General features: G+C 46.8%; 13 protein-coding genes. 11 read left to right on the forward strand and 2 right to left on the reverse strand.

The features are described from left to right. Positions 1-114 precede the first annotated feature (114 nt). On the reverse strand, positions 115-1,332 hold the full coding sequence (locus ACFTRD_RS02425) for an MGDG synthase family glycosyltransferase (protein WP_379377588.1): 1,218 nt from the start codon (positions 1,330-1,332) through the stop codon (positions 115-117). Positions 1,333-1,681: 349 nt separating this feature from the next. On the opposite strand from ACFTRD_RS02425, the gene ACFTRD_RS02430 reads away from it, so the two are divergent. The 4 genes from ACFTRD_RS02430 (at position 1,682) to ACFTRD_RS02445 (ending at position 10,394) form a co-directional block, all read left to right on the forward strand. Further along, complete coding sequence (locus ACFTRD_RS02430; protein ID WP_062323809.1) at positions 1,682-2,263, forward strand: TetR/AcrR family transcriptional regulator; 582 nt, start codon at positions 1,682-1,684, stop codon at positions 2,261-2,263. A 206-nt stretch (positions 2,264-2,469) separates the two neighbouring features. Further along, entirely contained in the window at positions 2,470-4,752 is a 2,283-nt protein-coding gene (locus tag ACFTRD_RS02435) for a YhgE/Pip family protein (RefSeq protein WP_379377589.1), read from the forward strand. Between the two features lie 667 nt (positions 4,753-5,419). Then, positions 5,420-10,018, forward strand: a complete 4,599-nt coding sequence (gltB, locus tag ACFTRD_RS02440; RefSeq protein ID WP_379377590.1) for a glutamate synthase large subunit — start codon at positions 5,420-5,422, stop codon at positions 10,016-10,018. Between the two features lie 223 nt (positions 10,019-10,241). Then, complete coding sequence (locus ACFTRD_RS02445) at positions 10,242-10,394, forward strand: hypothetical protein (RefSeq protein ID WP_379377591.1); 153 nt, start codon at positions 10,242-10,244, stop codon at positions 10,392-10,394. A gap of 96 nt (positions 10,395-10,490) precedes the next feature. Here the strand turns inward: ACFTRD_RS02445 and ACFTRD_RS02450 are convergent, their stop codons facing one another. Next, complete coding sequence (locus tag ACFTRD_RS02450; protein WP_062323802.1) at positions 10,491-10,859, reverse strand: helix-turn-helix domain-containing protein; 369 nt, start codon at positions 10,857-10,859, stop codon at positions 10,491-10,493. A 332-nt stretch (positions 10,860-11,191) separates the two neighbouring features. Between ACFTRD_RS02450 and ACFTRD_RS02455 the strand changes: the two genes are divergently transcribed. The 7 genes from ACFTRD_RS02455 to ACFTRD_RS02485 all read left to right on the forward strand — a co-directional run bounded on the left by ACFTRD_RS02455 (position 11,192) and on the right by ACFTRD_RS02485 (position 16,846). Continuing rightward, positions 11,192-11,626 carry a hypothetical protein gene (locus tag ACFTRD_RS02455; RefSeq protein WP_379377592.1) on the forward strand — a complete coding sequence of 145 codons (435 nt, stop codon included), beginning with the start codon at positions 11,192-11,194 and terminating at the stop codon, positions 11,624-11,626. A 152-nt stretch (positions 11,627-11,778) separates the two neighbouring features. Next, a complete protein-coding gene (locus ACFTRD_RS02460) occupies positions 11,779-12,555 on the forward strand; it encodes a tyrosine-protein phosphatase (protein WP_379377593.1) in 777 nt (258 codons plus the stop codon). A gap of 49 nt (positions 12,556-12,604) precedes the next feature. After that, positions 12,605-13,357 carry a YveK family protein gene (locus ACFTRD_RS02465; RefSeq protein WP_379377594.1) on the forward strand — a complete coding sequence of 251 codons (753 nt, stop codon included), beginning with the start codon at positions 12,605-12,607 and terminating at the stop codon, positions 13,355-13,357. After that, complete coding sequence (locus ACFTRD_RS02470; protein ID WP_062323795.1) at positions 13,338-14,021, forward strand: CpsD/CapB family tyrosine-protein kinase; 684 nt, start codon at positions 13,338-13,340, stop codon at positions 14,019-14,021. Before ACFTRD_RS02465 ends, ACFTRD_RS02470 begins: the two co-directional genes overlap by 20 nt. 255 nt (positions 14,022-14,276) lie before the next feature. Continuing rightward, a complete protein-coding gene (gene galU, locus ACFTRD_RS02475; RefSeq protein WP_379377595.1) occupies positions 14,277-15,185 on the forward strand; it encodes a UTP--glucose-1-phosphate uridylyltransferase GalU in 909 nt (302 codons plus the stop codon). Further along, positions 15,182-15,850 (forward strand): sugar transferase, encoded by a 669-nt coding sequence (locus ACFTRD_RS02480; RefSeq protein WP_379377596.1) that lies wholly within the window; start codon positions 15,182-15,184, stop codon positions 15,848-15,850. The genes galU and ACFTRD_RS02480 overlap by 4 nt, the downstream gene beginning before the upstream one ends. A 33-nt stretch (positions 15,851-15,883) precedes the next feature. Then, on the forward strand, positions 15,884-16,846 hold the full coding sequence (locus ACFTRD_RS02485) for an NAD-dependent epimerase/dehydratase family protein (protein WP_379377597.1): 963 nt from the start codon (positions 15,884-15,886) through the stop codon (positions 16,844-16,846). Positions 16,847-16,866 lie beyond the last annotated feature (20 nt).

Below are 16,866 nucleotides of genomic sequence, written 5' to 3' on the forward strand. Positions count from 1 at the left end.
AAAATGAATGAAAAAAGAAGGTTCCCTTCCAGTTAACGGAGGGGAACCTTCTTTGTATATGGCCTACGGATATGAAATACCCTCGTAGAACGTCTTGAAGGGGTCATAGAGCTGCTAGAATGGGATTCGGGTACCTGACAGTGAAGTGGCTCCTATCCCGGCTGTGAAGCGCTCCTTGGGCGCGGATGTCAGTTCGGCTGTAGCCGGGAACAATAAATCATGGACAGCCTGGGCACAGCACGTCGGATCATAGCTGGATTTGTTGCTGGGTTTGTGCATTGCTTTCAGCTGACTTTCAGCTTGAACTGATGCAGTTCCGTCACATAACTCTCTGAAACGGTTGGTAATGACGTCAGCAGAGTGAATAACCTGACCGTATCCGGCTTGTACAAAATATTCACAGTTTTCTTCTTCCTGACCAGGCAACGGAGGTACGAATAGCATCGGTAATCCTTTTGCCAGTGCCTCTGTACAGGTCATGCCGCCTGGCTTCGTAATCAGTACATCAGATACATCCATCAGTTTGCTGACTTCCCGGGTATACCCTAGAATGCGTATATTCGGATGCTGGAAGCAGGACATCTCCTTCAGCTTTGCAATCATTTTCTCATTGCTTCCCAGACAGAACAGCAACTGAACGCGATCCGCCCAGGAGGTGAGGGCCTTCATATGCTCTTCATCAAAAGAAAGTCCCCATCCTCCGCCCATTAGCAGGGCAGTAGGCATGTTCTGGAGGCCCATTTCCTGCCGTAGACCCACCTTGTCTCCTGCTTCCCAGAAGTCGGGATGTACAGGAATACCGGTAATTTGAATTCGTGAGGGTTCAACACCTCTGATTTCAAGCAGAGCCTTTACCTGTGGTGTGGAAACCAGATATTTGTTCACCTCGGGATTGATCCAGGTTGCATGTACGTCGTAGTCTGTGACGAGCGTGTACAGCGGAATATTGAGCCCCTGGCGCTTAAGCCGGGAGATGACTGCATTCGGAAAAGGATGCGTGCAAATGACGGCATCGGGCTTCAATTGGGACACGACTTGAGCAGTCTGCGTATAGAAAATCCGGTGCAATGCCAATTTCGTGAATCCGTTCAGCGATTTGTTATACTGCGTCCGATACAGCAGACTGACCAGCTTGGGCTGAACGGATAGTGTCTTCCGGTATGCGGACAGAATAAGTGGAGCCATCGTTGGATTCAAAAATTTGCCGAGCTCAATCACCCGGCTATGCACATGTGGACTAATTTTTTTAATGCCGCTTGCGAGCGCATGGGCGGCCTGTGTGTGACCGGTGCCGAAACCTTCGGATAACAAGAGCACTCTTGGTTTTCGCATGAGTTCACCTTTATTCATCAATTTAAATTTAATGTTCATACCGCACGATGCATTACTACATGAATATACAGCGAAGCGGAAAATCATGTTCATTCGTTACATATTTACACTACAGTTAATGTTCTGATACATCGAAACTTCGTCTTTACCCGTTTATTGGAGTCATCATACACTATAGACGAGGATAGAAGCAGTTTCCACTGCATTTCGGTTAAAAAAAATTAACACAAATTTTTAATGTTAGGGTTGCAATCTGATAATGAGAGTGGTAATCTTGTTTTTGACCGAGTGACTGAATTGTATTTTTGGTCATTCAACAGGACGATCAATGAAAATGAGGAGGGATATGATGGCTCCGATTGACAGGAGACAGCAGGTCATTCATGCAGCCGCGCAGTCGTTCGCCATGTTTGGATACAAGGCAACCACGATGGATCAGGTAGCGAAGATTGCAAACGTTGGTAAGGGAACGATCTACACTTTCTTTACGAATAAAGAACAATTGTTTGACCAAATCCTGGTGGAAGTGATTCAGGAAATGAAGAACATTGCTCACCGTGAAGTTCATCAGGAAAGTGCCTTTTTTGATAATCTGTTTCGTGTGCTTGATTCGTTGCTGGAATTTCGACGTGATCACGATTTGCTGGTTAAGTTGTCCCAGGAGCTTAAGGATTTTGGTACACTTCAGGCCAAGGAAGGTTTGGAAAAAGTGGAGAAGGTCATCTCCGATTTTCTGGCTCGTGAGCTTGAGAAGGCAAGAAGCAATGGAGAGATTCGCGACTGCGATCCACAGGTAGTAGCCTTTATGATGATTCGTTTGTACATCGCCCTCACTTCAGACTGGAGCAAGCAACACGAACCGCTGAGCAAGGAGGAAATCAAGAATTACTTTCGCCTTTTCTTAATGGAAGGAATTGCTGCCGCAACGTAGCCCTGATTTTATTCTACTATAATATGGGTTAGTCATTTGCACGAAAGCAGTGAGGCTTGTCGGGAGACAGGTTTGTTTTTTGCTCTAAAATGACCGTTTGAGTAAAGTGGTCAATAAGTGTTTCGGTAAATTTCTGGAACACATCAAATTAATTTCACTATGGTTACCCTGCTCTTGGAGCAGAGAGAATAAGGGGAGAAAATGACATGAAATCTTTATCCGTGTTTTTCAAGGATGTGGGATCGGCCGTGAGAAACCCGAAAGTATTGATCCCCGTTATCGCCATTATGTTTATTCCGATTCTGTATAGCGGTATCTATTTGGCCGCTTACTGGGACCCGTACGGTCATGTGGATGAAATGCCTGTTGCCGTTGTCAATATGGATAAGGGCGCCGAGTTGGAGGGCAAGTCGCTGCATGTAGGGAACGACCTCATTGATGAGCTGAAGAAAAATGCAGATTTTAAATGGGACTTTGTCAGTGCCAGTCAGGCCAGAGAAGGCATGGAAAATGACAAATATTATATGCAAATCACGATCCCGGAAAACTTCTCATCCCAGGCCACCACGCTGCTTGATGACAACCCAGAGCCAGCTGACCTGATCTACGAACCGAATGGTAATTACAGTTTCGTGGGCGCACAGATTGGCAAGACGGCAATCAAGGATCTGAAAGCCAAGGTGTCGGCCAAAGTTACAGAATCCTATGCGGAGACGCTGCTCGACAAATTCTCCGAAGTATCCGACGGATTGGCTGAAGCTGGCGACGGCGCAGGCGAGTTGAATACAGGTGCAGGCAAGTTGGATGACGGAGCTGTGAAGCTCAAGGATAATCTGGCGAAGCTGGCTTCTGGAACACTGGAACTTCAGGAAGGATTATCCCCATTAAGTGATGGAGTCAATGCACTGCACACGGGTGCAACCAAACTTGAAAGTGGAACCACGAATCTGGTATCCGGGTTGCAGCAGCTTCAAGCGGCGGCTACGAGTCAGCTTCAGAGCGGTGCAGACCAGTTGAAGGATGGTAGTGCAAAGCTCGAAACCGGACTGAAATCTTCCGTGGATGGCGCAGGCAAGTTGCAAGCAGGGTTGCAGTCGTCCGAGCAGGGCAGCGCGAAACTGTCCGAGGGTCTGCAAAGTGCAGTACAAGGCAGCGGCACATTGGCAACTGGTCTGCAATCGGCAGTAGACGGCAGCAGCAAGGTGGCTGACGGTGCTCAGGGCGTTGCTGACGGGTTAAAGCAGCTTGCTGCATCGAACCCGGAACTGGCAGCCAGCGAGGATGTGCAGAAGTTGCTTGCAGCCAGCGCAGCTGTTGCAGACGGAAGCAAGCAGCTGCATGAGAGCGAGCAGAAGCTGGCAGCGGGTGCGGATCAACTGCACCAGGGAAATCAGCAGCTGGCAGCAGGTGCAGCCGAGCTGCATGGAGGGCAGAAGCAGCTTCTGGCGGGTGCGAACCAACTGGTGGATGGTCAGCAGCAATTGCTGGCAGGCGCCGGACAGCTTAGCCAAGGCGGAGCAAAGCTCACCGATGGCCTCAAGCAGTTCAGTGGCAAGCTCGGCGAAGCTGCAAGTGGCGGTACGCTGCTCGCAGATGGAGCCAAACAACTGGGCTCGGGAACAACTGCCCTGCAAACGGGTGTAGGTAAGCTTAGCGGTGGCGTAAGTTCACTCACAGACGGTTCCAAGCAACTGGGTGACGGAGCAGGCAAACTGGCTGACGGTCTCACTGAGCTGAAAGATGGATCGAATGAGCTGGCTACCAAGCTGAATGATGCAGCTCAAAAAACGTCAGAAGTCAAGAAAACAGACGACGTGGTAAACATGTTCGCTGAACCTGTGAATACGTCTGAGGACACCGCAGAGAATGTGAGCAATTACGGTACAGGGTTGACGCCGTTCTTCCTGTCCATCGGTTTGTTTGTAGGATCACTGATTTCTACGATTGTGTTGAAAATGCGTGAAACCTCTGTACCGGGTGCAACAGGCTGGAATCGTTTTGTCAGCCGTACATTGGTATTTGGCTCCATGAGCATTTTCCAATCGGTGATCGTTGCAAGCTTCATGTTATACGGTCTTGGACTGGAGATACACAGCGTTCCGCTGTTCTATCTGTTCACGATCATTACGGGACTGACCTTCATGTTGATTGTTCAGGCCCTTGTAACTTGGCTTGATCTGCCTGGACGTTATGTCGTCATATTGTTGTTGGTCTTCCAGCTGGCAGCAAGTGCGGGAACCTTCCCGGTAGAGCTGATTCCATCGTGGCTGCAAGCATTTAGCCCTTGGTTACCAATGACGCACAGCATTATGGGCTTCAAGGCCGTTGTATCGAGTGGCAATTTCGATGTGATGTGGCATCAGGCTGGAATTCTGGCCATCTATGCGGGTGTATCTGTGCTGTTAACCTTGGCTTTCTTCCTTTGGAACGGCAGACGTCCCAAAAAAGAAGTCGAAATGGCCGAATCCGGTCAAGTCGTGACGGCTTAAGCGGAATTGGACCCGGAGCAGGACAAAATGTTGAAAATAAACTTTGGACTTAAGTATCAAAATTATGCAATATAGTAGTCAAATAGTGCAAAGAGTCTGTGACCCAAAAATGGGTTGCAGGCTCTTTTTGTATACAAATGCATAGGGATGCAGAAATTCTCTTGAACAAGGTTTGAAGATTTGACCGGAATATGGATAAACACAGGCCACATATGGAATGATTTTCTTTTGACTGTAATTAAAATCAGTTGTACTCTGACATAAAATGTGTATAATTATTCGAAAAAGAGATGAATTTAAACGTCATTACACTAAAGCTGTACTGCAAAACATTTCTTATCAGAGGTATTAAAAAGTTTAAATTGCGCTGATGTTAGCTCGGTGTTAAAATAATAGAACTATAATCAAAAAACGTCGTTTTATTTCAGCGACCGTGCCAGCGGTTGTATTGTTGTTATACTAGGCTGTTTGTCGGATTGTCCGATCAGCTCATCTCAATTCATGGTGTCTGCCTCAATAGCAGCGCTCTTAACCGGGACAGTGACAACTGTCGCCCTCGTTCATTCAGCAGGCTCTTATCGAAAGGCCAGCTCCTCCCGTTTCATTGTTGCCTGTTGCCTATGTTCTTGATCTTTCCGAAAACTTCATTATAGAAAGGTTGCGTTCCATGAGACACATCGGATTACCTCCCAAACAGGGTCTGTATGACCCACAGTTCGAAAAAGATGCATGCGGCATGGGTTTTGTTGCCAATATCAAAGGAGTACCTTCACACGACATCGTAAGTCAGGCACTGACCATGCTCAGTAACATGGAGCACCGCGGAGGACAGGGAAGCGAGCCCAATTCCGGTGACGGAGCCGGTATTCTGATCCAGATTCCACACCGCTATTTTGCACAGGAAGCGGAACGTCTCGGCTTTGCATTGCCAGAACAGGGATTCTATGGTGTGGGGATGCTATTCCTTTCCCAGAACCCTGAGATTCGCAGCGCACATGAAGAGAGCCTCAAGAACATCATTGAAGAAGAAGGCCAGACGTTCCTGGGTTTCCGTGATGTACCTACTTTTGATGAAATGCTGGGACGCTCTGCACTTGCGGCGAAGCCTTATGTACGTCAGGTGTTCATTGGCAGATCGGCGGATATTAAGGATGAATTGGGATTTGAACGGAAGCTGTACGTCATTCGCAGACGTGCAGAGCTGGCTATTCGTTATTCGGCGGATGAAGCAGAAGGTGGTTCGTTCTACCTGCCAAGCTTGTCCTGTCGCAAAATCGTATACAAAGGCATGCTGACAACCGAACAGGTTGGACAGTTCTACCTGGATCTTCAGGAAAATCTCGTGGAATCCGCGATTGCGCTCGTTCACTCCCGCTTCAGTACGAATACATTCCCGAGCTGGGAACGTGCGCACCCGTATCGTTTCATGATCCACAACGGTGAGATCAATACGATGCGTGGCAACGTGAACTGGATGCATGCACGCCAGTCGTTGTTCGAGAGTGAATTGTTCGGTAATGATATCTCCAAAGTAAAACCGGTTATCAATCCGGATGGTTCGGATACGGCGATGTTTGATAACACACTGGAGTTTCTGTATCTGAGCGGCCGTTCATTGCCACATGTGGCCATGATGATGGTTCCGGAGCCTTGGAGCACAGACGAGGGAATGGACCCTGCCAAAAAGGCATTCTACGAATACCACAGCACGATGATGGAACCTTGGGATGGACCGGCAGCGATGGCCTTTACCGACGGTTTGCAGATCGGAGCAATACTTGACCGTAATGGCCTGCGTCCTGCACGTTATTATGTAACAAAGGACGACCGCATTATTTTGTCCTCCGAGGTTGGGGTGCTTGATATCGCACCAGAAGAAATTCTCTACAAAGACCGCCTGCGTCCAGGACGTATGCTGCTTGTAGATACAGAGCAAGGCCGCATCATTGCTGATGAGGAAGTAAAAGCACTCATTGCAGCAGAAAATCCATATCAGGATTGGCTCGATGAGCATCTGATGGATCTGAATGAGCTGCCGGACGCACCGGAGCTGCCTGATCCAAAACATGATAACGTGACCCAGCTTCAACTGGCCTATGGATATACATTTGAAGAATTACGCAAAGTGTTGGAGCCGATGGCTTCAACAGGAATGGAAGCTACGGGTTCCATGGGTTATGATGCACCGCTGGCGGTACTGTCGGATCGTCCGCAGCGGTTGTATAACTACTTCAAGCAAATGTTTGCCCAAGTCACCAACCCGCCGATTGATGCGATTCGTGAAGAGATTGTCACGTCAACGGCAACAACGATTGGACCTGAGCGGAACTTGCTGAACCCTGAACCCGAGAGCTGTCGCCAGATTCGTCTGGATACACCGGTATTGTCGAATGAGGACTTCGCGAAGATTCGCCACGTTCGTCGTCCGGGCTTCCGTTCGATGACGATCCCGATCTTCTTTACAGCCAAAGAAGGCGCAGAAGGACTTCGCAAAGCGATGGAACTGCTCTTCGAAGCTGCGGATCGTGTCATTGACAAAGGTCATAACATTCTGATCCTATCCGACCGTGGTGTGGACGCCGAGAATGCGGCTATTCCAGCATTGCTGGCAGTAGCAGGTTTGCATCACCATCTGATTCGTAAAGGAACCAGAACCAAAGTCAGCATTTTGCTGGAATCGGCAGAGCCGCGTGATATTCATCACTATGCCTTGTTGCTTGGTTACGGTGTAAGTGCCGTGAACCCGTATCTGGCATTTGAAACGTTGGATGACATGATTCAGCAGGGACTGCTGCGTGGCATCTCGCATGAAAAAGCTGTCAAAAACTATATTAAAGCCGCTACCAAGGGCGTTATTAAAATATTGTCCAAAATGGGAATTTCGACGATTCAATCCTATCGTGGAGCTCAAATCTTTGAAGCCGTAGGTCTGAAATCGGACTTCGTTGACCGTTACTTCACCTGGACGCCCTCCCGAATTGGCGGGATTGGACTGGAAGAAGTGGCAGCAGAAGCGTTGACCCATCATAACCGTGCCTTTACGGACAAAGACGGCAATGACAAAGTGCTGGACTCTGGCGGTGAATACCAATGGCGTAACGACGGAGAGGAGCATCTGTTCAATCCGCAAACGATCCATACGCTGCAGCATGCAGTACGTACCGGGGATTACAAACTGTATAAAAAGTATTCCAAACTCGTGCAAGGCGAAAATGATCAGTTGCTGACCATTCGTTCCATGCTGAAGCTGAAACCGGTCGGTCCTGCAATTCCATTGGATGAAGTTGAATCCGTGGAAGACATCATGCGCCGCTTCAAAACAGGGGCAATGTCCTTCGGTTCGATTAGCAAAGAGGCACACGAAGATCTCGCTATCGCCATGAACCGTGTTGGTGGTAAATCCAATACAGGTGAAGGCGGGGAAGATCCGGCTCGCTTCATTAAAGACAGCAACGGTGATTCTCGCCGCAGTGCGATCAAACAAGTGGCATCCGGTCGTTTCGGAGTTACGTCCAACTATCTGGTCAATGCCGACGAGATTCAAATCAAGATGGCACAGGGAGCGAAACCAGGTGAAGGTGGACAGCTGCCAGGACGTAAAGTGTATCCTTGGGTTGCTGAAGTTCGTGGGTCCACACCAGGTGTAGGTCTGATCTCTCCACCGCCGCATCATGATATCTACTCGATTGAAGATCTGGCAGAATTGATCTATGACTTGAAAAATGCCAATCCTCGTGCAGAGATCAATGTAAAACTCGTGTCAGAAGTCGGTGTGGGTACAATCGCTGCAGGTGTTGCCAAAGGACGTGCCGACATTATTCTTGTCAGTGGTTATGACGGGGGTACGGGTGCATCTCCACAAGGTTCGATTCGTCACGCGGGGATGCCTTGGGAGTTGGGCCTTGCAGAGACACATCAAACACTGATGCTGAACAATCTGCGTGACCGTGTCGTATTGGAAACGGACGGAAAAATGCTTAACGGTCGTGACCTGGCCATTGCAGCACTGCTTGGAGCCGAAGAGTATGGTTTCTCTACAGCTCCACTCGTTGCACTTGGCTGTATCATGATGCGTGTTTGCCAAATGGATACATGTCCAGTCGGTGTAGCGACACAAAATCCGGAGCTGCGTAAAAATTACACAGGTGATCCAGCTCATGTCGTCAACTTCATGCGTTTTGTTGCGGAAGATGTTCGCGAAATTATGGCTGAGCTTGGTTTCCGTACTATCCAGGAGATGGTAGGCCGTACAGATTGCCTTGAAACCGTGGAAGCTGTCGATCATTGGAAGAAAAAAGGTGTAGATCTGTCTGTCCTGCTGCATGTGCCTGAAATGCCGGAAGGCTCTGCACGTTACCGTACACAGCATCAGAACCACCAGTTGGAAGAAACGTTGGATATGCAAAAGTTGCTGCCATTGGCACAGCCAGCGCTCGAATCCGGTCAGCCGGTAGAAGCGGTACTTCCAATTACAAACGTTAACCGTGCGGTAGGTACCATCTTGGGCAGTGAGATCACTCGCAAATATGGCCTCGCAGGATTGCCGGAAGATACGATTCAATTCAAATTTGTCGGCTCTGCCGGACAAAGCTTTGGAGCCTTTGTACCTAAAGGCATGACCTTGACCGTTGAAGGGGACTCCAATGACTACGTGGGTAAAGGATTGTCCGGAGGTAAACTGATTGTGATGCCTTCACCAAAAGCAACATTTGATGCAGAGGATAACATCATTATTGGTAACACTGCTCTGTATGGAGCAACCAGTGGTGAAGCCTACATTCGCGGAATCGCAGGTGAGCGGTTCGCCGTGCGGAACTCGGGGGCCAAAGTGGTTGTCGAAGGTGTGGGTGACCATGGCTGTGAATACATGACGGGCGGACGTGTCGTCGTTCTGGGGGATACAGGTCGTAACTTTGCAGCCGGGATGTCTGGAGGGATTGCTTACGTTTATGATCCGGAAGGTACATTCCTGAAACGTTGTAACCTGGAAATGGTACTTTTGGAGCGTATCGAAGATGTGTCCGAAAGTGCAGATCTAAGGGGCATGATCCAGCGCCACGTTGCCAATACAGGCAGTGCGGCTGGTCAGCGCATTCTGGATAACTGGCAGCAATCGGTTGATCAATTCGTTCGGGTTATACCGAAGGACTTCAAACGGATGACTGAGCAGATTGAACGGATTCAGGCGACGGGTCTGACCGGAGAGGCGGCCCTGCTGGCTGCCTTTGAAGCCAACATGCGTGAACTCGCACGTGCTGGTGGTTAAATCACCACCCCTGTTCGAATGCATGAACAGGTTGTCTTAAGAATTAAGGAGCTTTATGGCCGCCAAACCGGCGCCGTAGAGCTCCTATTTTGTTTTCGACAAAATTAGAACCCATACAAAAAACGCTATCGCCATGAGACGACAACATTGAGGAAGTTTCTCAAGTATAATAAGGCTAGTTTTGGAGTGCAGGGAAAGTATAAAGATAAGAGAGGTTAGCGGAATGAATATGAAGCATCCCAGGGGCGATCGTAAGCCGACAGGTAAATCAGTCGAAGCAACTCAGATGGACATCATGAAAGTTTTACTGCAATGCGGAATCGACCCGGAGCGTTGGAACCATTTCGTTTCCTCCGACAATAAAAAGCGCCCTTGACAACCATCGACAACGAGAGAATGGAGGGAAATGAAGACAGTAAAAAAGCCCAGCAACCGGAAAGTAAACTTCTCGGACTGGGTCTTCTTTACGAAATTAATCCATACTGCGTTCCATCCGGACAAAAGCAATGAAACGACGAGCCTCTTCTTCGGTCAAGGGTTTACCATCAATCATCAGGCCGAAACGTTCCAGCACTTCCTTATCCGATAATTCAAGGGAGTCGACAAATTCCCGAACATCCTCATCCATGACGACATCACTTTGTTTGGTACGACCAATGAGATAATCAATGGATACGCCAAAAATGTCAGCAAGCCTCGTTAACACTTCGAAATCCGGTTTACGTCGGTTCTTCTCGTAGTGGGAGAGAGCAGCTCTTGTAATATGAATGGAGCTCGCAAGTTCTTCTTGAGTAAGTCCCCGCTGTTCCCTTAATTCAGCAATGCGATTTCCGTAGCTCATAAGCTATTTCCCCCTGAACGCCATCAAATATATATTGAAACAATCCTGAGCCAAGTTTTTGATCAGGGCAGCTTTCCTGCATAATTGTAAAGCCTTAGAAGTACGAGTTGTATATAGGTCTGTCTAAGGACATCTCATATTGTCGTAAATCAAAAGAACCATGTCCAAATACCGCTTGACATGATACGTATTGTATCGTAAATTGGACGTATGGAGTTACAAAATGTATCATTTGGATATTTTAAGTATGAACAAGTTACCTGATCCATATACCTGTGAGAAGGAATAGAGGTAACTCTTGCAAGTTAATCCATTCTAAAAGGAATGAAGCCATGAATTCAATGATCCAGGAATGGGCTGATCTGAAATTAAATGTCCATATGTACATTCAGGAGTTTCATGGCCAATTGGTAGACCGCAAAAGACGCCCTGTGCTGTTACTTGGAATGGACACACGAGCGATCACCTTCCTGAGCGACCTGAATCTGCCGATCTCATCAGAGATGCTGATTGGTTTGGATGTAGAAGATAGTCATGTATGTGTACGACTCCACGCAAGGTTGCAATGGAAACAGCCTTTCGGTGAGCTCACATTGTATCATTCAAGCTTGCATATTCAGCAAGAGCAGACACTATATATAACTGGACAGTTAAATGCAATGATTCGTGAAGTTCAGTTTCCTACGGTTTCCCGTTTTCAGTATGAGAAGGCATCGGAACAACCTGCCTTGCAAGAAAGCTATCATTATATTGATTTTACCATATGAGTTGAACACATTCTAAACATATTCTGAACAAGCATGTACTTAACGCCATTTTACTATATTTCATAGCGTTATGCATTAGTTCTTTAACACCAAAAGCATTTTGCGCAATGAATACAGGGGCGAGGGGGATCATACATTGAGGAAGTTTGGATATGGTTGAAATGCACTGCCACATTTTATCCGGTCTGGATGATGGCCCTGTTCATATGGAACAGTCCATTGCGATGGCTGAGAAGGCGGCAGCCTCAGGAATTACCTCGATCATTGCTACTCCGCATCACCTGAACGGGCAGTACAACAATCAACCTAACGTGGTCAATCAGGCAGTGGATCTGCTTCGAGCAGAACTTCGCAAAAGCAACATTCGCTTGGAGATCCGCCCCGGACAGGAGATCAGGGTGCATGACAACCTGATTGGAGACTTATATGCAGGAAAATGCTGCACACTCGCCGGGAGTCGTTATATGTTGCTGGAATTGCCCTTTGGCCATATTCCCTCGCAGTTCCCCGGGATACTCCATGAACTTAGAATAGCGGGTATCATTCCAATCATCGCTCATCCCGAACGCAATCGTCTAATTCAAAATAATCCTGATTTGTTGGTTGAATATTTTGGGCAAGGTGCTCTATGTCAAATTACGGCCCAATCAGTCCTGGGACTTTTCGGACGAAAAGTTCAGAGATGGTGTTTTCATTTTTGCAAAGAAAACGGATTTCATTTCATTTCATCAGATGCTCACAATATGGAAGAGCGGACGTTTACAATGAAAGCCGCGTATCACCTGCTTGAACGCCGATTTGGAAATCAACTGGTTCAAAACTTGCAAAATAATGCGCGCTCGGTATGGAATAACCAAATCGTAAAGCTTGAAGTGCCGGTGATTAAGAAACGCAGCGTATTATTCTGGAAACGGGCTAAACATGTATAGAAGACACGTTCTTCATCATCATTGCTGACTTATATAGGAGGAATACGAGATGGAGCTAAAAGAGTACATGCAAATTTTGCGCAAACGAATTTGGATTATCATTGCTTTTGTTGCTGTTGCTTGTATTGGCGCAGGTGTTAAAAATTATTTTTTGACTGTACCGATTTATGAGGCGAATGCCAAATTAATAGTTAACCAGGCATATAATGCCCAAGGTGTGCCAAGCCTTGATATTGGTTCAATTCAAACCAACATTAAAGTGATTAATTCCTATATGGAGATCATTAAATCTTCGGCAATCCTCGATAAAGTAGCTGCTACATACCCCGATCTTGGCATGAACAGCAACCAACTGGGCCAAAGTATTCGGGTAACCACCGCGAATGAATCCCAGGTTATGAGTTTGACCGCCACCGGTTTATCTTCTGAAAAAGCGGCGAAAACCGTAAATGCAGTTGCCAAAGTGTTCAAATCCCAAATCCCCGTAATCATGAAAGTTGACAACGTAACTATTTTGAGTGAAGCCAAACCTACAGATTCCTCCAAACCCATCAATGTAAATCCAGTTATGAACATCCTGATCAGTTTCCTTGTTGGCCTTCTATTATCTATAGGATTTATATTCCTGTTGGAATACCTGGACGACACCATGAAGACGGAGGATGAATTGGAGAAAGAACTGGGTATACCTGCACTTGCTGTTATCTCCAGAATCAGAAAAGAAGAAGCTCGTTTTTCCAGGCAATCAACAACATCTCAAAAACAGGTAGGTGATGGCCAGTATGCCACGGTTAACCAATGAAAAAGGGACCCTTGTAACAATGGCTAATCCTAAGTCTACTTCATCTGAGGCTTACCGGAAGTTAAGAACTAATATCCAATTTTCATCTATTGATAGTCAGATCCAGACGATCATGATTGCTTCGGCATTGTCCGGTGAAGGAAAAACAACAACCATTGGTAATCTTGCAGTTACCTATGCTCAGGAAGGGAAGAAGGTTCTGCTGATGGACACGGATTTACGTAAACCTTCGGTACATCGCATGTTTAACGTGCCCAACCATGTGGGACTGACCAGTGTATTGTCCAGCCAATATAAGGTTACAGAAGTACTTCGGGAAACCGGGGTGGAAGGGCTGCATGTTCTTTCCTCTGGTCCTATACCACCTAATCCTTCAGAGATGATTGGTTCTCGTAAAATGACAGCCCTGCTCCAGGATTTAAAAGAAGAATATGATGTTATTTTGTTTGATACACCACCTGTTCTGGCCGTTACGGACGCATTGATTATTAGTTCGTTGTGTGATGGTGTCATCCTTGTTGTAAGTGCGGGCAAGGTGAAGAAGGATCTGGTTAAAAAGGCAAAAGCCCATCTTGAACATGTGAATGCACGTATTCTTGGAGCCGTTTTAAACAACGTACAGGTGCCAAAGAGCCGTAGTGCTTACTATGGAGAACAAGCATAGCGAAGGTATGGATTGATTCACAAATATGATTGTCAAGGTCATGTCTACTATACCTTTATCAAGGTAGGCACTCGGTCACACTGTGGGTAGTGTACCTTAGACGTAGATCGTCGAGGGTGTGATGTGAGGATGGGTTTAATGCCCTTTTATGAAATTAAAAGTAAGAATTGCATCAATTTATTTCATGGTTTCATGGATTTAAATGGTCCAACTCATGCTTTTAAATAAAAAAATTAAATGGATAGGGTGGTATTTATGACTAAAGTGAGGAAAGCAATCATTCCCGCAGCCGGATTGGGGACCCGATTTTTACCCGCTACAAAGGCAATGCCAAAAGAGATGCTCCCTATTGTGGATAAACCGACCATTCAATACATCGTTGAAGAAGCTGTGGCTTCCGGAATTGAGGATATCATTATTGTAACAGGCAAGGGAAAGCGTGCTATTGAAGACCATTTTGACAGCGCGTTTGAACTGGAGCAAAATCTGCTCGATAAAGGAAAGCTCAGCTTACTGGAAGAGGTCCGGAAATCCTCCAACGTTGATATTCATTACATAAGGCAGAAGGAAGCGCTTGGACTTGGGCATGCAGTCTGGTGTGCTCGGAATTTTATAGGCAATGAACCGTTTGCTGTATTGCTTGGCGATGATATTGTGGTTTCTGAAGTACCTTGCACAAAGCAGCTCATTCAGCAATATGAGAAGGTTAACCAATCTGTACTTGGCGTAAAAACGGTTAGTCCAAGCGAAACCTATCGCTACGGAATTATTGATCCCCTGCATACAGAGGGACGTTTATCTTCTGTAAACAGCATGGTAGAGAAACCTCCACTGGGTTCAGCACCTTCCAACTTGGCCATCATGGGTCGTTACATTTTAACACCTAAGGTATTCGAATACCTGGAAGAACAAAATGTGGGGGCTGGTGGCGAAATCCAGCTCACAGATGCACTTCAAATGTTAAATCGGGATGAAGGCATTAGCGCATATGATTTTGAAGGCTCACGGTTTGATGTCGGTGAGAAGCTGGGTTATATTCTGACCACACTTGACTTTGCTCTCAAAAATAAAGAGTTGCGTGCCCCGGTTCTGATGGCGATTGAAGAGATATTGATGAAGGAACAATTGAAACAAATGCTTGTAGCTGGAGGGGATAGTCTGTGAAACTTTCAGGGCCGGAATACTTTGGGAGTGGGGAAACCATAGTCAAGGAAGGTGCTGCAGCAGTGCTTGAGCAGCCTTACTCACAACGTGTTGGCGGGTATACTGATGTGATGAAACCGTTCATCGATTTTGTTATAGCAGTTGTGCTACTGCTGATTACATCACCGGTCATGCTGGTTGCAGCAATGATGATCAAACTTGATTCCAAAGGACCTGTAATTTTCAAACAAGAACGTTACGGGAAAAACGGAATCAAATTTAATATCTATAAATTCAGAACAATGCGTACAGACGCTCCGAAGTACAGTGCCTCCCCAACGGCAAGCAATGATCCGAGAATTACACGGCTGGGTAGAATACTTCGCAAGACCAGCCTGGATGAATTACCGCAATTGCTTAACATTATCAAGGGGGATATGAGCTTTATAGGTCCGAGACCTGAAATGAAGCTCATTGTTGAAGAAAGCTACACGGATCTGGAGCGCAGACGTTTTCTGGTGAAACCAGGGATTACCGGATTGTGGCAGGTAAGCGAGGCTCGCAAGGAGCCCATTCATCATAATCTGCAATATGATTTCCACTACATCGCCAATGTCTCACTGAAAATGGATATGATGATTATCTTTAAAACGGTCGGCGTGATGATTAAAAGTAATACGTTTTAACCTACTCTTTATATCATATGGAGCGTGATCCAATTGAAACATATTGTAGTGACGGGTGCGGCCGGGTTCTTGGGCTCACATCTGGTCAAATCATTAATTCATCAGGGACATCAGGTTACCGGAATAGATAATCTTTCAACAGGCGTTGCTAGTAATCTGCAAGAGGTGGCTCATAGCCCCCTCTTTTTTTTCCATGAAGCAGACGTTACGCTGCCCGACTCACTGGATTTCCTGGTTGAACAACCTGTGGATGAGGTTTATCATCTGGCTTCACCGGCCTCACCCAAATTCTATCAGGCAGATTCGATCGGTACGATTTGGGTGAATACCCGAGGAACCTACCATTTACTTGAACTGGCACGGATCAAGGGAGCAAAGTTCCTGTATTCGAGTACAAGTGAAGCTTATGGAGATCCCGAAGTCCATCCACAGCCCGAGAGTTATCGAGGGAACGTAAATACTTGGGGCCCCAGAGCCTGTTATGATGAGGCCAAGCGTTTGGGCGAAGTTTTCTGCTATGAATACTACACGAAACACAGTGTTTCCGTGAAGGTGGCGCGTATTTTTAATACGTACTCATCCGGACTCCGGAATGATGATGGTCGGGTTATTTCCAACTTTGTGACACAGGCGCTGACAGGCCAGGATATTACGGTGTACGGGGACGGATCACAGACTCGCTCGTTCTGTTATGTGGATGATAACATCCGGGGATTACAGCAATTGATGGCTGAAGATCAAGCGAACGGGGAAATTATCAACATTGGTAATCCCACGGAATATAGCATACTTGAAGTTGCTAATTTGGTTAAAGAACTTACGCAAACGGACAGTAATCTCGTATTTTTGCCATTGCCGGAAGACGACCCCAAGGTTAGACGTCCGGTGATTGACAAGGCTCGGGAGATTTTAAATTGGGAACCGGAGGTTGGTCTGGAAGAGGGTTTAAAACTCACCATTGACCATTACCGGGCCATGCTGCAGGAAACTTCATGAAGCTGAATAAAGTGAGTTGA

Origin of the sequence: Paenibacillus sp. NPDC056933 (assembly GCF_042674385.1) — a bacterium.
In the GTDB taxonomy this organism is placed as follows: Bacteria; Bacillota; Bacilli; order Paenibacillales; family Paenibacillaceae; genus Paenibacillus.